Source organism: Curtobacterium sp. MCBA15_005 (assembly GCF_001864855.1).
GTDB classification, from domain to species: domain Bacteria; phylum Actinomycetota; class Actinomycetes; order Actinomycetales; family Microbacteriaceae; genus Curtobacterium; species Curtobacterium flaccumfaciens.
Genome location: NZ_MJGL01000023.1, coordinates 139,011 through 157,090 on the forward strand (window position 1 = coordinate 139,011; position 18,080 = coordinate 157,090).

The following is an 18,080-nucleotide window of genomic DNA, read 5'->3' on the forward strand; positions in this document are numbered from 1 at the left end:
CCACGGGCCTCCCGTCCGCCACGGGCGGTGTCCACCGCGTCGGCGTCGCGCCGGCGCGCGTCAGTCGAAGGTGTTCGTCATCGCGTGGGCGGCGCGGTCGAGGTAGCCCCAGAGCTCGGCTTCGTCGAGGGGCGCGAGCTCGAGCGACTCGACCGCGTCGTGCATGTGGTGGAGCCAGCGTTCCCGGGCCTCGGAGGTGATCCGGAACGGGTTGTGCCGCATCCGCAGGCGGGGGTGCCCGCGCTGTTCGCTGTAGGTGCCCGGGCCGCCCCAGTACTGCTGCAGGAAGGCGGAGAGGCGCCAGATCGCACCCTCGAGGTCGTCGGCCGGGTACATCGGCCAGATGACCTCGTCCTGCTGCACGCCCTCGTAGAAGCGCCGGACGAGCCGGTCGAAGGTGGGGGCACCGCCGATCCGCTCGTACAGCGACCCCGTGGCCGAGGCGCCGTGCTCGCCGACGCGCAGGGTGATCGGCTGCGCCGGGACGCCGACCGAGCCGGGCATGCTGGGGGAGCCGGGCATGCCGAGCGAGCCACGCGCTCCGGGCCCGCCCGTGCCGCCGCTCGGGGGTGTGGGGTCGGTCATCGGGGGTCCTTCCCGCTGTCGGGGTCGTCCGTGCGGATCGGCTGCCCGAGGATGTTGCGCTTGGTCCGCCGGGGTTTGGTGGGTGCCGGCGTCGGCTGGGTCCGGACGGTGCGCAGGCCGTTGATCGAGGTGGCGTTCTCCCAGCCCTCGGGCATGATCATCGCCATCGCGGGCAGGGTGATGCCGAGTTCGTCGACGGCGTGCTTCAGGCGGGTGCGGAGCTCCCGGCCGACGACGTCGAGCTCGGACGCGCGGGTCTTCACGACCAGGCGGAAGACCATGCCGGCGTCGGTGATCGACTGCAGCCCCCAGATCTCGGGCTTCTCGACGATCCGCTGCCGCCAGCGGGACTCCTGCGACATCGTGACGGCGGCCTTGAGCAGGGCGTCCTGCACGGCGTCGATGTCGGTGTCGTAGGGCACGGTGATGTCGACGAGCACGCGCGACCAGCCCTGCGACAGGTTGCCGACGCGCAGGATCTGGCCGTTCGGCACGAACCACAGGATCCCGTTCACGTCGCGGATCTGCATGACGCGCAGCCCGACGTTCTCGACGACGCCCGTGGCCTGGCCGGTGTCGACGACGTCACCGACGCCGGCCTGGTCCTCGAGGATCATGAAGACGCCGGACAGCAGGTCCTTGACGATCGACTGGGCGCCGACGGCGAGACCGGCGGCGACGAGGGACGCGCCACCGACGATGCCGACCGCGGCGTCCGGGATCGCGACCGGGATGATGATCGCCAGCGCGATGACGACGACGATGACCGTCGCCAGGTTCTCGAGCACACTGCCCAGCGTCCGGGTCCGCTGCACGACCCGGGCGGTCTGCACGGGCGAGGCGATGAGCGCCTGCGTGTCCTCAGCGCCCTGGCGCTTCTTGACGCCGTTCACGACCCGGTCGACGACCTGCTTGATCATGCGCCGCAGGAACACGCGCACGAGGATCGCCGCGAGGACCGTGATGACAATCGTGATCGGGATGTGCCACGCGTCGACGAACTGGGTGAAGGTGTTGGAGGCCCACTTCGGGACGTCGGTGGAGTCTGCAGCCAGGTTCATATCCGGTCGATGCTAAGCGGCGGGGCCTCGGCGTCCCTGGAGGAACACCAAGACCCCGCCGGATCAGCGCAGGGGTCAGGCGTCGGCTGCCTGGACCCGGAGCGCGCGTTCGGTGCCCGCGAGGCTCTCGGACACGATGCGGCGCAGCGCCGGCGTCTCCGGGTGCTCCTCGAGCCACGCGGCGGCGGCGTCACGGAGCTCGGCCGACGCGAGCGGCGCCGGGTAGAGGCCCGAGACGATGGTGTCCGCCATGTGGTAGCTGCGCTCGGCCCAGATGCGCGTGAGCACCTCGAAGTACTTCGGCACGAGGCCCTCGAGCAGCACCGGGCTGTTCACGTGCTGGAACCCGACCGTGGTCTGGCGCACGATGGCGTTCGGCAGCTCGGACGAGTCGACCAGCGACGAGAACGCCGCCAGCTTGCCCTCGGCCGTGGGGATCGTCGCCCGGGCGCGGGCCGCGGCCTGCTCGCCCGACGCGGTCTTGTCCGCGGCGAGCTCGGCGTCGATCTCGGCGTTGTCCGCAGCACCCGCGAGCACGAGGCCCTCGAGCAGCTCCCAGCGCAGGTCCGTGTCGATCTCGAGGCCCTGGAGCGTGACCGATCCGTCGCGGAGACCCTGCAGGGTCGCGACGTGCTCGGGCGTGGACGGGATCTGCGCGAAGAACTTCACGAACTGGAACTGCGCGTCCGAGCCGGCCTCGGCCGAGGACGCGAGCTGCCAGAGCGTGTCGCCGACGGTGCGGACCGTGGCCTCGACCGAGGCCGGTGCCACGTAGTTGCGTGCGGTGAGCAGCAGCTGCGAGAGCGTCGTGCGGATGGTCGTCGACTCGGTCTCGGTCGCGATGTTGCCCAGCACGAGGCGGACGTAGTCGCTGGCCGGGGATTCGGCGTCGCGCGTGGCGTCCCACACGGAACCCCAGACGATCGAGCGGGCGAGCGGGTTCGCGATCGACGCGAGGTGCTCGATCGCGGTGCGCCGGGACTGCTCGTCGAGACGGATCTTGGCGTAGGCCAGGTCGTCGTCGTTCAGCAGCACGAGGTCGCCGCGCTGGACGCCGACGAGCTCGGGCACCTCGGTGCGGGCACCGTCGACGTCGATCTCGACGCGATGGACCCGCTCGAGCTTGCCGCCGGCCGAGGCCGTGTCAGCACCGAACGGCGCGGACTCGTCGTTCCGGAAGGCGTACACGCCGATCGCCAGACGGTGCGGGCGCAGCGTCGGGTAGTCGGCGGGGGCTTCCTGCAGGACGGTGAACGACGTGATGACACCGGACTCGTCGGTCTCGATCTCGGGACGCAGGGTGTTGACGCCCGCGGTCTCGAGCCAGAGCTTCGACCACTCGGTCAGCTCACGGCCGCTCGTCGCCTCGAGCTCGACGAGCAGGTCGCGGAGCTCGGTGTTCGAGTGGTGGTGCTTCTTGAAGTAGGCGGAGACACCCGCGAAGAACGCGTCGATGCCGACCCAGGCGACGAGCTGCTTGAGGACCGAGCCGCCCTTCGCGTAGGTGATGCCGTCGAAGTTGACCTGGACGTCTTCGAGGTCGTTGATCGTCGCGACGATCGGGTGCGTCGAGGGGAGCTGGTCCTGGCGGTAGGCCCAGGACTTCTCCATCGCCTGGAACGTGGTCCAGGCCTCGGTCCACTCGGTGGCCTCGGCCGTGGCGATCGTGGAGGCCCACTCGGCGAAGGACTCGTTGAGCCACAGGTCGTTCCACCACTTCATGGTGACCAGGTCGCCGAACCACATGTGGGCGAGCTCGTGCAGGATCGTGACGACCCGGCGCTCCTTGATGGCGTCGGTGACCTTCGACCGGAACACGTAGGTCTCGGTGAAGGTGACCGCGCCGGCGTTCTCCATGGCACCCGCGTTGAACTCCGGCACGAACAGCTGGTCGTACTTGTCGAAGGGGTAGGCGACGTCGAACTTCTCCTCGAAGTACGCGAAGCCCTTCTTCGTGATGTCGAACACGTACTCGGGGTCGAGGTACGAGGCGAGCGACTTGCGCGCGAACACACCGAGCGGGATCGTCCGGCCGTCGCGGCTGGTCAGCTCGTCGCGCACGACCTCGTACGGGCCGGCGACGAGCGCGGTGATGTAGCTCGAGATGCGCGCGGTGGGCGGGAAGGCCCAGGTCGCGACGTCGCCGTCGACGTGCGGCTCCGGAGTCGGGGAGTTCGAGACGACCTGCCACCGCGACGGCGCCGTCACGGTGAAGGAGAACTCGGCCTTCAGGTCGGGCTGCTCGAACACCGCGAACATGCGGCGGGAGTCGGGGACCTCGAACTGGGAGTACAGGTACACCTCGTCGTCCACCGGGTCGACGAAGCGGTGCAGGCCTTCACCGGTGTTCGTGTACAGCGCGTCGCTGACGACCACGAGCTCGTTCTGCTCCTGCAGGTCGTCGAGCCGGATGCGCACGCCGTCGTTCACCGCGGCGACGTCGAGCGCCGTGCCGTTCAGCGTGATCGAGTGCACGGTCTTCGTGATGGCGTCGATGAAGGTCGATGCGCCGGCGGTGGCGGTGAAGCGCACCCGCGTGGTGCTGCCGAAGCTGTCGGCGCCGCGGGTCAGGTCGAGCTCGACGTCGTACGTCTGCACGGCGACGACGGCCGCGCGCTCCTGGGCTTCGATTCGGGTGAGGTTCTCTCCGGGCACGCAACGCTCCATCTTCGCTGGGGACGCGGACGATCGGTGTCCGCGTACGGGGCCCCGGACGGCGTCGTGCGCCGGCGGGACGATGGGTTCCAGCCTAGCGACGCCGCGTACGCTCGGATCGTGACCGAGACGACTGTGGACAACCCGACCGACCCCACCACCGAGCGCACCGCCGTGGAATTCTGGTTCGACCCGAACTGCCCGTGGGCCTGGATGACGAGCCGCTGGGTGGGCGAGGTCGCCGAGCACCGTGACCTCGACGTGACGTGGAAGGTGATGAGCCTGTTCGTCCTCAACGAGGACCAGGACGTGCCGGACAGCTACAAGGAGCGCCTGTACGCCGGCCAGGTCTACCCGCGCATCGTCACGGCGGCGAAGCTCCGGCTCGGCCAGGACGTCGTGAAGCCGCTGTACGACGCCCTCGGCGAGCACATCCACCACCGCCAGGAGTCCGACCCCGAGCAGGTCGTCCCCGCCGTGCTCGCGGAGCTCGGCCTGGACGCCGACCTGCTCGAGTACGCCTGGACCGACGAGGTCGACGCCGCCGTGCGTGCCAGCCACCAGGACGGCATCGACCGCGTCGGACAGGACGTCGGCACGCCGGTCATCGCCGTCGAGGGCACCGCGTTCTTCGGACCGGTCATCTCCCCGGCGCCCAAGGGCCAGGAGGCGCTCGACCTGTGGGACGGCGTCGTCGCCGTCGCGAAGGTCCCCGCCTTCTTCGAGCTGAAGCGGTCCCGCACCGTCGGTCCGATCTTCGACACCACGGACTGACGGACTGGAGGCGCGGCGCGGGCTGGCACCGCGCCTCCAGTCCCTGCTACGGTCGCTTCCGGCCGGTGAAGTATCAGGGGATGGGGATCCGCATGGGGGAGTCGTACCGCGTCGACCGCGCGGCGTCCGCGAGGACCGTGGCGAACGTGCGCACGGCGGCATCCGGCGTGAGCCGACGTGCGGACGAGGTCACGCGAGCGCTCGCCGAAGCGGCGAGCGGATCGCCGGAGATCGCAGCGGCGCTGCGGTCGTTCGCGTCGGGGCGCACCGAGACAGCGTCGAGGATCGGCAAGCACCTCCAGGCGGTCAGCGCGGTTGGGACGATCGCGCTCGCCGCCGTCGACGAAGCGGACGGTCAGATGGCGAGCACCGCCGATCACGCGGTGCAGGGATGAGCGGCGTGGTCTCGGCGGCGTCGCTCGACGAGATACGTTTCGACATGGGTGCCGTACTGGCCGCCGCCGATGACCTCCGACATGCCTCCGGCGATGTGCGGAGCGCCGCATCGGACGGAGAGCACTCCTGGTCCACCATGCCGGCGGTGTTCGAGATGGCCGGCGTCAGCGCAGCGATGCCCGCCATGACCCACCGGTCGACCGCCGTCGCGACCGAGCTCGCCGAGAGCGCCGAGCGCCTGCACGAAGTCGTCGATCGGGCGTCCTTCGACTTCGCCGAGCTCCAGATGCGACGGGCCGCACTGGTCGAGCGGATCGCGTCGTTCGCCGGCGGGCTCCACGCCGCGGTCGAACGTCACGACGCCGCGTTGCCCGAGCCGCCGGACTCGAGCACGTCGTGGGACAAGATCCCCGGCCTCGCTGCCGAGGACGCGACGCTCCGGGCGGCGGTCTCGGACTGGAACGAACAGTGGCGAGACTGGCAGCGGCGACTCGCTTCGCAGATCCGGGCCATCACCGGCGGTGACTCGACCGCCGGCCTCGCCGGGGATGAGACCGACGTGCGCACCGCGAGCCTCGTGGCGCCGATGCCGCTTCCGGGCTTCCCGTCCACGCCCTTCCAGTTCCCGTGGCCGTGGCTCGGCGCTGCTGGTGGGACCGCTGCCGGTACCGGCAGCGCCGTCGGCGGACTGTCGGCGCTCGGGTTGCTGGGCATCCTGTTCGGCCTCAGTGGGGACACGAAGCAGCAGACCCCGGCCGATGCCATGCGGCAGCGTATGGCGCAGGCCGACCAGGACGCGTGGGCCTGGACGCACGATCCGCTCACGGGTAAGCCCCGCGAGGTCGCGGGTGGCGCCGGGATCATGACGGACGTGGTCGGGCCGATGACCGGGGCGGAAGCCATCGAGCACGCGCGGAAGTACGGCCGGGTGCCGAAGATGAAGCCAGTCGGCGAGGTCGACACGCCGGAGGAGCTCGTCGACATCTGGAAAGAGCTCACCCGTGGGGGCAAGCCGATGAGCGGCGGTGCTCCCGATTCCACCTCTGTCGAACTCCCGGATGGATCTCGAGTGCAATGGCGGCCGGACAGCGGATCGGGTGGGCCGACCATCGAGATCAACGCCGGGAAGGACGTCCATTACAAGATCCATTTCCCCAAGAACTCTCCACGCCACGAACTACCAGAGGACGCACGATGAACGAACTGACTTACCGCCTCCTCGCGGCGGTGTCCGACGACCTCGGGGACGACCTCTACGGCTGGCACACCGGAATCGCGTACCGAACCCATGAGTCAGAGGACCAAGTGGAAGGCCGAGTGCTCGGATACGTTCGTCAACTCCTCACGGCCGACCTCATCGGTCTTGGTTCGATCGAGGCGGATGAGCAAGGCCGCGGCGTGTGGACCAACTGGCGCGGTACCGTCGACGAACTGCTCTCGCGAGCAGCGGCACGCTACGGCCGTTCGGACACGGTGTGGAATCTCTACGCCACCTCGACTGAGCGCGGTCGCCGCATGTTCGACTCGGAGGCGGCTCGGCGCGAAGCCGTAGGAGTCGACCCGTGGGAGCACGGAGGACAGATGTTCCGGGACATCTGGGACGCCGACGGCAACGTCATCGAGCCGCACGGGGACGAGATCGTTGTCTGACGCCGGCCTTGAGTACGTCCCGTTCCCTGCCGAAGAAGTCCGCGCGATGCCGGACGGCTCGATCGCCGCGATGCGGGAACCACTCCCCGGGCACGAGTCGTACATCGACGTCGTCCCGCCCGCTGATGCGGAGGACCCCCGGGTCCAGCGGCGCAGTGTCCGGCACGACGACGGCCCGACACCGAGCGCCGAGCCGGCGCCCCGGACGCCCGAGGAACAGCTGCTCCTCGAGCTGACGGAGTTCAACCGGAACGGTTGTGCGACCGACCTCCGCGCGCTGCACCGCATGGTGCGGACCGATCACGAACCCGACGCCACCCGAGCCCGGGCGATGGCGCTGCGGTCCGTCGAGATCGGCCTCCGTCGGGGGCTCCTGACGAGCGGGATGTTCGTCAGAGCAGGATCCGAACTCGCGTTCGTCGAACCCGAGCGGACTGCTGCCGAGCAGATCGCGACCGTCCGGGGTCGCTACGTCAGCGCGCCCGCCGCCGGTGAGTCCGACGGTGACCTGGCGAACTCCGTCTGGCTGATGAACACGACGGACGGCGAGCGGTTCGCACGGACGCACGGCGCCGAGGCGGACGGGACCGCCGAACCGAGCGAGGTTCGCCAGAGCGTCCCCGCGAGCAAGCCGGCGGTGGTCGTCCGTTCGCAGGGCGACGCGTGGGACGACAAGAACCACGAGCTGCTCGCGGACAACGTCTTCGAGGAACTCCGCAACGGCTGGCTCTCGTGGGACAAGGGCATCGGCGACGATGCACTCAAGAACCTCGCGTGGGGGATCGCCGCTGAGATCGTGTACGCCTTCGACGTGAAGTGGTCGCCGGACTGGGTCGCCAAGGGCCATCCACACCGTTGGCACGACGAGGCCGGCTGGCACGCGCGGTGCAACGACTGCCTCGACGAGAGTCCGGCCGAAGCCGACGAAGTGGTCGCGTACTCCTGGTTCGCCGACCACCGTCCGATCGCGCACGGTGACATCGCGCCGCCGTTCCGACCGTCGCCACCGCCCCTGGACGTCCCGATGCCGGGCACGGACTGACCGGCGACGGTCAGACGAGCGGCAGCCGCATCATCGTCAGGTCGAGCCAGCGGTCGAACTTGCGTCCGACCTCGGGGACGACCGCGACCGTGGTGAACCCCAGGCGTTCGTGCAGGGCGATCGACCCGGTGTTGGTGCTGCAGATCCCGGCCATCATGACGTGCCGCCCCTCGGCGGTGGCGCGCGCGACCAACTCGGCCATCAGAGTGGTCGCGATGCCCCGGCCGCGGAACGTCTCGACCACGTAGACGCTGTGCTCGACGGTCAGCCGGTACCCCTGGTGCGGCCGCCACTGGGAGTACGTGGCGTACCCGGCCACGGTGCCGTCGACCTCGGCGACGACCACCGGGTACCCGCCGCCCTGCCGTTCGGCGAGCCACCCGTCGAAGTACGCACGCGGGTGTGGGGTCTCCTGCCAGATGGCGGTGGAGTGCAGGACGGCATCGACGTGCAGGGCGTGCACGACGTCGAGGTCGGCCGGTGTGCAGTCGCGGATCACGACCCCATTCGTCGCATATGCTGTCGTCATGTCTCACATCGTAGACGACGAGCGCCCCGATCCCGCAACCGGGGCCGACGACGCCTCGGTCGCCGAGCAGCGGGAGCTCGGTGAACGCCTCCAGCGGCTCCGCACCGAGCGGAAGTGGAGCCTCACCGAGCTCGCCGAGGAGTCCGGCGTCTCCCGCGCGATGATCAACCGCGTCGAGCGCGGGGTCTCCAGCCCCACCGCGACGATCCTCGGTCGTCTGTCCGGTGCCTTCGGCCTGACGATCTCGCAGCTCCTCGATGATGCCCTGGAGCACGAGGTGCCCAGGGTGACGGACCCCGACGAGGCGCGCGGGGTCCAGCGCGGCGCGACCGCCGATTCCTGGACCGATCCCGACACCGGGTACCGCCGCCGTCCGGTCTCGAGCGCGACGTTCCCCGCCGACGTCACCGAGGTGCGCCTCCCGGCCGGCCGCGAGGTGGCCTACCCGGCGTCCGCCTACGCGTTCCTGCGGCACTGCATCTGGGTGGTCGACGGCGTGCTCGAGGTCGTCGTCGGCGGCGAGCCGACGCGCCTGGCGGCGGGGGACCGGATCGAGCTCGGCGACCCCGCCGACGTCGTCTACCGCAACTCGGGTGAGGACCCCACCCGGTACCTCGTCGTGGTGGTCCGTGCGCCGTAGTCCGTGGTGGTCCGGGCCCCGGAGCCGCAGGAATATGATCGGTTCCATGCGCATCCACCTCGGAACGGACCACGCCGGCCTCGAGTTCAACAAGACCCTCGCAACCCACCTGACCGAAGCCGGGCACGAGGTGGTGGACCACGGTCCGACCGAGTACGACGCGCTCGACGACTACCCCTCGTTCTGCATCAACGCCGCGCACGCCGTGGTGCAGGACCAGCGCGCCGGTGTCCAGGCGCTCGGTGTCGTCTTCGGTGGTTCCGGCAACGGTGAGCAGATCGCTGCCAACAAGGTCGAGGGCATCCGTGCCGCGCTCGTGTGGAACGAGTCGACCGCGCTGCTCGCCCGTCAGCACAACGACGCCAACGTCATCTCCATCGGCGCACGCCAGCACACCGAGGACGAGGCGATCCGGTTCGTCGACCTGTTCATCGCAGAGCCGTTCTCCGGCGAGGAGCGCCACGCCCGCCGCATCGCCCAGCTCGCCGAGTACGAGACCACCGGGCTGATCGCCGGCCGCCAGATCGACGCGTAGTCCGGCCCGTCAGGGGTACCGGGTAGAACGGTAGTCATGCCCGAGGGTCACTCCGTCCACCGCATCGCCAACCAGTTCACCCGGCACTTCGTCGGCAAGCGCTGCGAGGTGTCGAGCCCCCAGGGGCGCTTCGCCGCCGGGGCCGCACAGCTCGACGGCAAGCGCATGATCGCCGCGCGTGCGGTGGCGAAGCAGATGTTCCTGGAGTTCGAGGGCGACCTGTTCCTCCGCGTCCACCTCGGGCTGTACGGGGCATGGGACTTCGCGGGCGTGATCTCCACCGCCGAGGCGCTGTCCGACGACGACGACCGCGAAGAGTCGCTCAGCTCGATCGGCGCACCGCGGCTCGCCCGCTACCGGATGGCCGAGCAGGAGAAGGCGGAGGACCCGATCGAGTCCTTCCCGCCGGACCCGGTGGGCCAGGTCCGGGTGCGGATCCTCACCGAGGACACCGTCGCCGACCTGCGCGGCCCGACGGCGTGCGTGGTGGAGACCCCGGCCGAGGTGCAGCGCGCGCTCGACAAGCTCGGCCCCGACCCGATGAACGACGACGGGCCCGAGGCAGAGAAGACCTTCGTCGACAACGTCCGCCGTCGGAACGTCGCGATCGGGCAGCTGCTCATGGACCAGTCCGTCGTGGCCGGCATCGGCAACATCTACCGCGCCGAGCTGCTGTTCCGGCAGCGCATCGACCCGTACAAGCCCGGCAAGAAGATCACCGTCAAGCAGGCCAAGGCGCTCTGGGCCGACTGGTCGAAGCTGCTCCACGACGGCGTCCGCGACGGCCTGATGATGACGATGGACGACCTGTCCGAGGCCGACCACAAGAAGGCCCTGCGCTCCCGCAAGGACCGGCACTGGGTCTACCACCGGCAGGGCGAGCCCTGCCGGGTGTGCGGCACCGAGATCCGGATGGCCGACATGGCCGGCCGGAAGCTCTACTGGTGCCCGAAGGACCAGAAGTAGCCCACGGGGCACAGACGCAGCCGCCCGCCCTCCTGGTCACAGCTCCCGGTACGTGAACCGCCCGGCCACGGCCGTCCCGAGCACCCGCATGCCGCGCAGTGCGACGGACGACGACGCGGCGAGCGGATCGGACTCGACGAGCACCAGGTCCGCCACGTCGCCGACGGACACCCCGACCCGCCCGTCGGTCGACCCCTGCCAGGCGACGAGCGCCGAGAGCCGTTCGGCCGGGTGCCACGGGTCCCGCCCGTCGCGGTCCCGTCCGACGGCCGCCGCCATCGACACCCACGGGTCGAGCGGCGCCACCGGAGCGTCCGACCCGAGCAGCAGGCACGCTCCGGCCCGGGCGAGCGACGCGAAGGCGAAGGCCCGGTCGGTGTGCCCGGCCCAGTGCCGGTCGGCGATGTCCCGGTCGTCCATGGCGTGTTCGGGCTGCACGGACGCGGCGACCCCGAGCCGGGCGAACCGGTCGACGTCGGTGTCGACGAGCAACTGCGCGTGCTCGATCGTGCCGCGGGCCCCGACGGTCTCGAAGACGTCGAGCGCCAGGGTGTTCGCACGGTCGCCGATCGCGTGGATCGCGGGGACGAATCCGGCGTCGACGGCACGGCGGGTGATCGCGACGAGCTCCTCGAACGGCCAGGCGAGCACGCCGGAGCCGTCGGCCATGGCGGCGGTCCGGGTGCCGAGCGACCCGTCGGTGACCACCTTGAACGGCCCCATCGTGAGCAGGCCCCGCGTGCCGTCGACCACGTCGCCGGTCTGCAGCCCCCGGGCGATGGCCTCGTCGAGCTCGGCCGGGTACACCCCGGACGCGACCCGGATCGCGTCGGTGCCTGCGTGGATCCGGCGGCGCCAGCGGTCGAGCCCGAAGCGCATCTCGAGGTCGACCACGCCCGTCACCCCGCGGGCCGCCGCGGCCTCGGCAGCATCCGCCACGTAGGCGTCGAGCAGGTCGTCCGGCACCTGCGACAGCGCACCGGTCACGTCGAACGCGTCCTGCTCGCGCAGCACCCCGTCCTCGCCCGCCTCGAGCGGGCGGCCGACAGCAGCCGAGAAGTGCGCGAGCGCGAGGGCGTTGCACCACACCGCGTGCAGGTCCGCGCTGATCACGACGACCGGGAGGCCCGGTGCGGCACGGTCGAGCAGCTCGCGTCGTGCCGGGCGCGGCCACATCCCGTCGCGGTAGCCGTGTCCGACCAGGACGCGGTCCGCCACGCCCGCCCGCGCGACGGCGGCGAGCAGGTCGGCGGTCGCCTCGGCGGAGTCGCAGCCGGTGACGTCGACACGGCGGCGGACGAGCGCCCACTGGTCGAAGTGCGTGTGGTGGTCGCGGAGCCCCGGGCCGAGCCAGGCGCCGACGGCCTCGACCACGTCGGTGTCGACGCTCGTGGGGTCGAGCGTGCCGGTCGGCGCGATCTCGGTGACCCGGCCGTCGACGACGCGGACGTCGGCAGGGGCCCCGGAGGTGCCCACTCTGCGGACGGTGCGCAGCAGGATCTCGCTCACCGTTCCTCCAGGTCGTCGACACGCGCAGCGTGCGCTCGCTCCATCTCGTCGGCGAGCGCCGGCGACGCGTAGGGGCCGTCGCCCCGCAGCCCGGCGACGATGCGGTCGACCACCTCGGGGGCCTTGTTCTGCGAGAGCTTGGCGCGGGCGTCGACCCGGGTGACGCGGATCCGGATGCCGACGGTGCCCTTGGCCATCCGGCGGGCGGTCTCCTCGTCGATCTGCAACGACACCGGCGAGGGCATGACCCGCTCGAAGTGGTCGACGAGTTCGCCGAGGACCCGGAAGTTCTCGTCGTCGGACAGGATCTCGGGGGTGCCCCAGACGTGGGCGGTGACGTGGTTCCAGGTGGGCACGAACTGCTCCGGCGGGTACCAGGCAGGGGAGACGTAGCCGTGCGGCCCCTGGAACACGACGAGGACCTCGTGCTGTCCGAGTTCGTGCGCGACCTCGTCGGGACGGCCGACGTGGGACACCAGGACGAGGGCGTCCGGGTCGTCGTCGGGGCCGGGGGTCTCGAGCAGCACCGGGTAGTGCGAGGCGACCAGCCCGGCCTCGGTGTGGGACACGATGGTCGCCCACGGGTTCCCGGTGATGAGGCGTCGGACCTCGTCGACGTCGGTCATCAGGAAGTGCGGTGTGTGGCGCATGTTCCGAGCGTGGCACAACGGGCCCGGTCGCGCGACGGGTGTCGTTTCGTCAGTGTTTCTGCGCGGTAAAACTCTCAGAGCGCATTGAAAGAAGTCTTGTGGTCGGGATTCGAACCGTCCTAGCTTTCCCACCACGACGACCGGGCAGGGATCCGGCCGCACCCGATCGAGGAGAGATCATGCGACGCAGGACGATCGCCGCGCTGGCCGCGGCGGCAACCTTGGCACTGGTGGCGACCGGCTGTTCGGCGGGCGGCGCGGCCGACGACGACGCTCCCTCGAGCCTGGTCTACGCGACCGGCGAACCAGACCACCTGACCCCGGGCCGGCAGACCGTGGCCTTCGACCAGGTGATGAGCGTCTTCGCGCCGCTGACCCAGACCGACGCCGACGGTGACCTGCACGACGTCGCGGCGAAGAGCGTCGAGAGCGACGACGCCACCACCTGGACGATCACGTTGCGGGACGGCTGGACGTTCCAGAACGGCGAGGCCGTCACGCCGGAGAGCTACGTGAAGGCCTGGAACCACGTCGCTTACGGCCCGAACGCGTGGGAGAACAGCGGTCAGCTCGCCGGGATCGTCGGGTACACCGACCTCAACCCGGCGAAGGGCACCCCGGAGACCAAGGAGATGTCGGGACTCAAGGTCACCGGCAAGGACACCTTCACGGTCACGCTCACCCACGCGGACAGCCAGTTCCCCCTGCAGCTCAGCCAGGCCCAGACGGCGTTCTACCCGATGCCCGAGGCCGCGTACGACGACCTGAAGGCGTACGACAAGAAGCCGATCGGCAACGGCCCGTACGAGATGACGAAGGCGTGGAAGGCGGACCAGGAGTTCACCGTCACGGCCTGGAAGGGCTACGAGGGCACGAAGCCCGCCACCGACGAGGTGACCTTCCGCAGCTACTCCGACATGAACACCGCGTACACCGACGTCCTGGCCGGCAACGCCGACGTGCTGTTCCTGCCGACCGACAAGATGACGAGCGCGAAGGCCGACTTCGGCGACCGCCTGCACTCCTTCGACGCCCCCGGCATCGACTACCTCGGGTTCCCGCTGTGGGACGACCGGTACTCCGACCCCGACGTGCGCCGCGCGATCTCGATGTCGATCGACCGTGACGAGGTCAACGAAGCGATCTACGGCGGCCTGTACGACCCGGCCACCGCGCTGACCCCACCGTCGATGTCCGGCACCGAGGAGGGCATCTGCGGCGACGCCTGCGAGTTCGACCCGGCAGCGGCGAAGAAGCTCCTCGCCAGCGCCGGCGGGTTCGACGGCACCATGACGCTCGTCTACCCGGGCGGCACCGGCCTCGACTCCCTGTACGAGGCGTACGCCAACCAGATCCGGCAGAACCTGGGCGTCGACGCCGAGGCGAAGGCCACCACCGACTGGGCGTCCTACTACTCGGAGCTCACGGACAAGACCGTCGCCGGCCCGCACTTCGGCCACTGGGGCGCGCTGTACATCAGCCAGCAGAACACGCTCCGCGCGCTGTTCACCACGGCCGGCGGCTGCTCTCCGTGCACCGGCTACTACCAGTCCGACGACGTCGACTCGCTGCTCGCGAAGGCCGACGCGGCCGGGTCCCAGGACGAGGCGAACGGGTACTACACGAAGACGCAGGAGGCGGTCCTGCAGGACTTCCCGATCGTCCCGACCTTCTTCGACAAGTACTCGTACGTCACGAGCGACAAGATCGCGAAGCTGCCGGCGGTGGCGGGCAGCCCCGTGATCGCGCAGATCGCCGTGAAGTAGGGCGGGCATGGAGCAGCACACCGTCCTCGACCTGGTCCGCGACGTCCCCGACCGCGACGGCTTCCCGCTCGTCGACGACCTGCACGCCCGGTTCGCCGCGCTCGCCGCGCTCGCCGCGGCGCACCCGGACCGGGTCACGGTCACCCGGATCGGCACGAGCCGCCTCGGCGAACCCCTGCACAGCTACCGCATCGGCACCGGGTCGCACGCGGCCGTCGTGGTCGGCGGGGTGCACCCGAACGAGCCGATCGGTTCGTGGACGGCGCTGCACCTCGCCGAGACGGCCCTCGGTGACGAGCGGGTGGCCGGGCTCGACGTCACCTGGCACATCGTCCCGACGATCGACCCGGACGGCATGCGGCTCAACGAGGCGTGGTTCCACGACCCGCACGACCGGGTCTTCTACTCGCGGCACTTCTACCGGCCGGCCCCGGACAGCCAGGTCGAGTGGACGTTCCCGAACAGCTACAAGTCGGTGTACTTCGACCAGGTGCTGCCCGAGACGCTCGCGTTCATGCGGCTCATCGACGACACCGAGCCGGACCTGCTCGTGAGCCTGCACAACGGCGAGATGGGCGGTGTCTACTACTACCTGTCCGAGGACCTGCCCGCCGTCGTCGACACCCTGCACGCGGTGCCGGCCGCACTCGGGCTGCCGCTCGACACCGGGGAGCCGGAGTCGCCGTACCTGCGGGAGCTCGCCCCGGCGGTGTTCGCGATGGACGGCATCGAGACGGCGTACGCCTACCTCGAGGAGCTCGGCGTCGACCCCGGCGAGCACATCCACGGCGGATCGAGCGCGGCGTGGGCGATGCGGCACGGGGCCCTCTGCATGGTGGCCGAGCTGCCGTACTGGAGCCACCCCGACGCCGACGACCCGACCTCGACCGACGAGCCGTACGCCGACCTGCTGCGCCGGTGCGCGGACGAGCTGGGTGCCTCGGGTACGGAACTGCAGGCGTTCCTCGACGAGGCATCGCCGATGCTCACGATCCCGTCCCCGTTCGTCGAGGCCTCCCGGGCGTTCGTGCCGATGCTCGCCGGGATCGCGGACACCGACCGCCGCCGGGCCGAGCGGGAACCGGCCGACCGCACGGCCACCGTCGCGGAGCGCTTCGGCTGCGAGGACCTCGTCCGCTGCTTCCGCCTGCGCTACGGCGGCATGCTCCTGCGTGCCGTCGAGGCGGAGACGACCGCCGGCACGGCGTCCGCGCCGCTCCGGCGGCTCCGCGACCGCCTGGCCGAGCGGTACGCGCACTGGCAGGCGGACGCGTCGACGGGTGCGCAGCCGATCCCGGTGGGGAAGCTCGTGGGCGTGCAGTACGGGGCGATCCTCGCCTGCGCGGCGCACGTGGCGGACCCGACCCGCGCCTCCCGTCCGGTGTCGGCGACCGTCTCGGGAGGCGCGTGATGCGTCCGACGCTCGCCGTCGGTCGCCGACTCGGCGGCCTGGTCATCGTGTTCCTCGGGGTGACCTTCCTGATCTACGCGATGACGTTCGCGCTGCCCGGCGACCCGATCAAGGCGCTCGGCGGCGAGCGCCCCCTCACCGACTCGGTCGTGCGGGCGCTGCGGGCGGAGTACCACCTGGACCAGCCGCTGTGGCTGCAGTACGTGCAGTACCTGGGCGGCCTGTTCCGGGGTGACTTCGGCACCGACTTCAACGGGCAGTCCGTGGGCGAGCAGATGGCCTCGCGGTGGCCCGTGACGATCACGCTGGCGCTGAGCGCCTGGGCGCTCGAGATCGTCCTCGGCATCGGGCTCGGCGTGGTCTCGGCACTCAGGCGCGGCACCGTGCTGGACAAGACGGTGCTCGTCGGCACCATCGTCGTCGGCGCGGTCCCCGTGTTCGTGCTCGGTGTGGCCCTGCAGCTGGTGTTCTCGGTGCGGCTGCACTGGTTCCCGGTCGCGGGCGTCACCGCCGGGTGGCCGACCGCGTACGTCCTGCCGGCGTTCGTGATCGCCCTGTTCGGCCTGGCCGCGGTGTCCCGGCTCACCCGGACGTCGATGATCGAGACACTCGACGCCGACTACGTGCGGACAGCCCGCGCCAAGGGGCTCGCGCCGGGCCGGATCGTGGGTGTGCACGTGCTGCGGAACTCGCTCATCCCCACCGCGACCTACCTGGCGACCGACCTCGGGTACCTGATGGGCGGCACCGTCATCATCGAGGGCATCTTCAACCTGCCGGGCGTCGGGAACCTGCTGTTCCAGGGCATCCGCTCGCACGAGGGTGCCGTCGTCGTCGGCATCTCGACCGCCCTCATCCTGGTGTTCCTCGTCACGAGCGTGCTCGTCGACCTGCTGCACGCCGCCCTCGACCCGCGCGTCCGGACAGGAGCCTCCCGATGACCACCGAAGCCCTCGGCGCCACCGTCGAACCCGTCGTCGGGGTCCGGCGCCGGCCACTGCTCGCCGCCGCACGGACGCCGGGGTTCTGGGTGCCCGCGTCGGTGCTCGTGGTGGTCCTGCTCATCGCGGCGTTCCCGCAGCTGTTCGCCGGCCTGTTCGGCCACGGCGACCCGCGGGTGTGCGACCTCGGCCGGAGCGGGGCGTCACCGACCGCCGGGCACCCGTTCGGCTTCGACCTGCAGGGCTGCGACGTGTACGCGAACGTCGTCTGGGGCACCCGGTCGTCGATCGCCGTCGCGGTGCTCACGACCCTGCTCGCCGGCATGGTCGCGGTCGTCGTCGGGACCGTCGCGGGCATGGTCGGCGGGTGGGTGGACGCCGTCCTCGCCCGGCTCACCGACGTGTTCCTCGGGTTCCCGTTCCTGCTCGGCGCCGTCGTCGTGCTGAACAGCGTGGGGGAGCGGTCGGTGCTCACCGTGTCGCTCGTGCTCGCCCTGTTCGGGTGGCCGACGATGGCCCGGCTCGTGCGGTCGAGCGTCCGCAGCGTCCGGGGCGCCGAGTTCGTGCTCGCCGCCCGGACGATGGGGTTGTCGACGTGGCGGATCACCACCCGGTACGTGCTGCCGTCGTCGATCTCGCCGCTGCTCGTGCTCGCCACCATCACCGTCGGCGGGGTCATCGTGTCCGAGTCGTCGCTGACCTACCTCGGCATCGGGCTGGAGCGTCCGGCGATCTCGTGGGGGCTGCAGCTGTCCGCGGCGACGTCGCAGTTCCTCCGGGCCCCGCACATGCTCATCGCCCCGGCGGCGTTCCTCGCCGTGACCGTGCTCGCCGTCATCGCGCTCGGCGACACGTTGCGCGCCGCACTCGACCCGCGTCGGCGCTGACCGGCACGGCACACGCCGCGTCGCGGCGGGCACCGTCGCGACCGACGCGCCAGACTCGAACCACCGCTCTTCGAAAGGACCAC

The 18,080-nt window shown here is 70.8% G+C and carries 18 protein-coding genes; 12 read left to right on the forward strand and 6 right to left on the reverse strand.

Annotation, left to right across the window (positions count from 1 at the left end; genetic code table 11):
- Nucleotides 1–60: 60 nt before the first annotated feature.
- From BIU89_RS11495 to pepN, 3 genes are all read right to left on the reverse strand, one after another.
- Entirely contained in the window at nucleotides 61–522 is a 462-nt protein-coding gene (locus BIU89_RS11495; protein ID WP_232749821.1) for a globin, read from the reverse strand.
- A gap of 59 nt (nucleotides 523–581) precedes the next feature.
- Nucleotides 582–1,646, reverse strand: a complete 1,065-nt coding sequence (locus BIU89_RS11500) for a mechanosensitive ion channel family protein (RefSeq protein ID WP_071246644.1) — start codon at nucleotides 1,644–1,646, stop codon at nucleotides 582–584.
- A gap of 75 nt (nucleotides 1,647–1,721) precedes the next feature.
- The gene (gene pepN, locus BIU89_RS11505) at nucleotides 1,722–4,301 is read right to left on the reverse strand and encodes an aminopeptidase N (protein WP_071246647.1); all 2,580 of its coding nucleotides are present in this window, start codon (nucleotides 4,299–4,301) and stop codon (nucleotides 1,722–1,724) included.
- Between the two features lie 120 nt (nucleotides 4,302–4,421).
- Here pepN and BIU89_RS11510 point away from each other — a divergent pair, with 120 nt between their 5' ends.
- From BIU89_RS11510 to BIU89_RS11530, 5 genes are all read left to right on the forward strand, one after another.
- Nucleotides 4,422–5,075, forward strand: a complete 654-nt coding sequence (locus tag BIU89_RS11510; RefSeq protein WP_368073336.1) for a mycothiol-dependent nitroreductase Rv2466c family protein — start codon at nucleotides 4,422–4,424, stop codon at nucleotides 5,073–5,075.
- A gap of 80 nt (nucleotides 5,076–5,155) precedes the next feature.
- Nucleotides 5,156–5,470, forward strand: coding sequence for a hypothetical protein (locus BIU89_RS11515; RefSeq protein WP_071246649.1), 315 nt, complete (start codon nucleotides 5,156–5,158; stop codon nucleotides 5,468–5,470).
- Nucleotides 5,467–6,669, forward strand: coding sequence for a hypothetical protein (locus BIU89_RS11520; RefSeq protein ID WP_071246651.1), 1,203 nt, complete (start codon nucleotides 5,467–5,469; stop codon nucleotides 6,667–6,669). The genes BIU89_RS11515 and BIU89_RS11520 overlap by 4 nt, the downstream gene beginning before the upstream one ends.
- Nucleotides 6,666–7,121, forward strand: a complete 456-nt coding sequence (locus tag BIU89_RS11525; protein ID WP_071246654.1) for a hypothetical protein — start codon at nucleotides 6,666–6,668, stop codon at nucleotides 7,119–7,121. The genes BIU89_RS11520 and BIU89_RS11525 overlap by 4 nt, the downstream gene beginning before the upstream one ends.
- Nucleotides 7,114–8,163: a hypothetical protein gene (locus BIU89_RS11530; RefSeq protein WP_139179006.1), complete on the forward strand. Its 1,050-nt coding sequence runs from the start codon at nucleotides 7,114–7,116 to the stop codon at nucleotides 8,161–8,163. The genes BIU89_RS11525 and BIU89_RS11530 overlap by 8 nt, the downstream gene beginning before the upstream one ends.
- A 10-nt stretch (nucleotides 8,164–8,173) precedes the next feature.
- Here BIU89_RS11530 and BIU89_RS11535 read toward each other — a convergent pair whose 3' ends face one another.
- The gene (locus tag BIU89_RS11535; protein WP_071246657.1) at nucleotides 8,174–8,692 is read right to left on the reverse strand and encodes a GNAT family N-acetyltransferase; all 519 of its coding nucleotides are present in this window, start codon (nucleotides 8,690–8,692) and stop codon (nucleotides 8,174–8,176) included.
- Between BIU89_RS11535 and BIU89_RS11540 the strand changes: the two genes are divergently transcribed.
- From BIU89_RS11540 to BIU89_RS11550, 3 genes are read left to right on the forward strand one after another with little or no spacing between them, the layout of a single operon-like run.
- A complete protein-coding gene (locus BIU89_RS11540) occupies nucleotides 8,691–9,332 on the forward strand; it encodes a helix-turn-helix domain-containing protein (protein WP_083404325.1) in 642 nt (213 codons plus the stop codon). The genes BIU89_RS11535 and BIU89_RS11540 overlap by 2 nt on opposite strands.
- Nucleotides 9,333–9,378: 46 nt before the next feature.
- Entirely contained in the window at nucleotides 9,379–9,867 is a 489-nt protein-coding gene (locus BIU89_RS11545; RefSeq protein WP_027464669.1) for a ribose-5-phosphate isomerase, read from the forward strand.
- 36 nt (nucleotides 9,868–9,903) lie between these two features.
- A complete protein-coding gene (locus tag BIU89_RS11550; protein WP_071246661.1) occupies nucleotides 9,904–10,833 on the forward strand; it encodes an Fpg/Nei family DNA glycosylase in 930 nt (309 codons plus the stop codon).
- A gap of 36 nt (nucleotides 10,834–10,869) precedes the next feature.
- On the opposite strand, the gene BIU89_RS11555 is transcribed toward BIU89_RS11550, so the two are convergent.
- Together BIU89_RS11555 and BIU89_RS11560 are read right to left on the reverse strand one after the other, a co-directional pair.
- The gene (locus BIU89_RS11555; protein ID WP_071246662.1) at nucleotides 10,870–12,342 is read right to left on the reverse strand and encodes an amidohydrolase; all 1,473 of its coding nucleotides are present in this window, start codon (nucleotides 12,340–12,342) and stop codon (nucleotides 10,870–10,872) included.
- Nucleotides 12,339–12,992 (reverse strand): FMN-binding negative transcriptional regulator, encoded by a 654-nt coding sequence (locus BIU89_RS11560; protein ID WP_071246664.1) that lies wholly within the window; start codon nucleotides 12,990–12,992, stop codon nucleotides 12,339–12,341. The genes BIU89_RS11555 and BIU89_RS11560 overlap by 4 nt, the downstream gene beginning before the upstream one ends.
- 179 nt (nucleotides 12,993–13,171) lie before the next feature.
- On the opposite strand from BIU89_RS11560, the gene BIU89_RS11565 reads away from it, so the two are divergent.
- Genes BIU89_RS11565 through BIU89_RS11580 form a run of 4 tightly spaced genes read left to right on the forward strand, consistent with a single transcriptional unit; the run spans nucleotide 13,172 to nucleotide 17,997 of the window.
- A complete protein-coding gene (locus BIU89_RS11565; RefSeq protein WP_071246667.1) occupies nucleotides 13,172–14,758 on the forward strand; it encodes a peptide ABC transporter substrate-binding protein in 1,587 nt (528 codons plus the stop codon).
- Between the two features lie 7 nt (nucleotides 14,759–14,765).
- Nucleotides 14,766–16,169 carry a M14 family zinc carboxypeptidase gene (locus BIU89_RS11570; RefSeq protein WP_071246669.1) on the forward strand — a complete coding sequence of 468 codons (1,404 nt, stop codon included), beginning with the start codon at nucleotides 14,766–14,768 and terminating at the stop codon, nucleotides 16,167–16,169.
- Nucleotides 16,169–17,110 carry an ABC transporter permease gene (locus BIU89_RS11575; RefSeq protein ID WP_027464675.1) on the forward strand — a complete coding sequence of 314 codons (942 nt, stop codon included), beginning with the start codon at nucleotides 16,169–16,171 and terminating at the stop codon, nucleotides 17,108–17,110. Before BIU89_RS11570 ends, BIU89_RS11575 begins: the two co-directional genes overlap by 1 nt.
- Nucleotides 17,107–17,997 carry an ABC transporter permease gene (locus BIU89_RS11580; protein ID WP_071246671.1) on the forward strand — a complete coding sequence of 297 codons (891 nt, stop codon included), beginning with the start codon at nucleotides 17,107–17,109 and terminating at the stop codon, nucleotides 17,995–17,997. Before BIU89_RS11575 ends, BIU89_RS11580 begins: the two co-directional genes overlap by 4 nt.
- The last annotated feature ends 83 nt before the right edge of the window (nucleotides 17,998–18,080 follow it).

Excerpts from the sequence above, each read along its gene's own strand:
- BIU89_RS11495 (WP_232749821.1), bottom strand. The coding sequence starts at position 522 with ATGCCCGGCTCCCCCAGCATGCCCGGCTCGGTCGGCGTCCCGGCGCAG.
- BIU89_RS11545 (WP_027464669.1), top strand. The coding sequence starts at position 9,379 with ATGCGCATCCACCTCGGAACGGACCACGCCGGCCTCGAGTTCAACAAG.
- BIU89_RS11500 (WP_071246644.1), bottom strand. The coding sequence starts at position 1,646 with ATGAACCTGGCTGCAGACTCCACCGACGTCCCGAAGTGGGCCTCCAAC.
- BIU89_RS11570 (WP_071246669.1), top strand. The coding sequence starts at position 14,766 with ATGGAGCAGCACACCGTCCTCGACCTGGTCCGCGACGTCCCCGACCGC.
- BIU89_RS11515 (WP_071246649.1), top strand. The coding sequence starts at position 5,156 with ATGGGGATCCGCATGGGGGAGTCGTACCGCGTCGACCGCGCGGCGTCC.
- BIU89_RS11560 (WP_071246664.1), bottom strand. The coding sequence starts at position 12,992 with ATGCGCCACACACCGCACTTCCTGATGACCGACGTCGACGAGGTCCGA.
- BIU89_RS11540 (WP_083404325.1), top strand. The coding sequence starts at position 8,691 with ATGTCTCACATCGTAGACGACGAGCGCCCCGATCCCGCAACCGGGGCC.
- BIU89_RS11550 (WP_071246661.1), top strand. The coding sequence starts at position 9,904 with ATGCCCGAGGGTCACTCCGTCCACCGCATCGCCAACCAGTTCACCCGG.
- BIU89_RS11575 (WP_027464675.1), top strand. The coding sequence starts at position 16,169 with ATGCGTCCGACGCTCGCCGTCGGTCGCCGACTCGGCGGCCTGGTCATC.
- BIU89_RS11525 (WP_071246654.1), top strand. The coding sequence starts at position 6,666 with ATGAACGAACTGACTTACCGCCTCCTCGCGGCGGTGTCCGACGACCTC.
- BIU89_RS11580 (WP_071246671.1), top strand. The coding sequence starts at position 17,107 with ATGACCACCGAAGCCCTCGGCGCCACCGTCGAACCCGTCGTCGGGGTC.
- BIU89_RS11565 (WP_071246667.1), top strand. The coding sequence starts at position 13,172 with ATGCGACGCAGGACGATCGCCGCGCTGGCCGCGGCGGCAACCTTGGCA.
- BIU89_RS11535 (WP_071246657.1), bottom strand. The coding sequence starts at position 8,692 with ATGACGACAGCATATGCGACGAATGGGGTCGTGATCCGCGACTGCACA.
- BIU89_RS11520 (WP_071246651.1), top strand. The coding sequence starts at position 5,467 with ATGAGCGGCGTGGTCTCGGCGGCGTCGCTCGACGAGATACGTTTCGAC.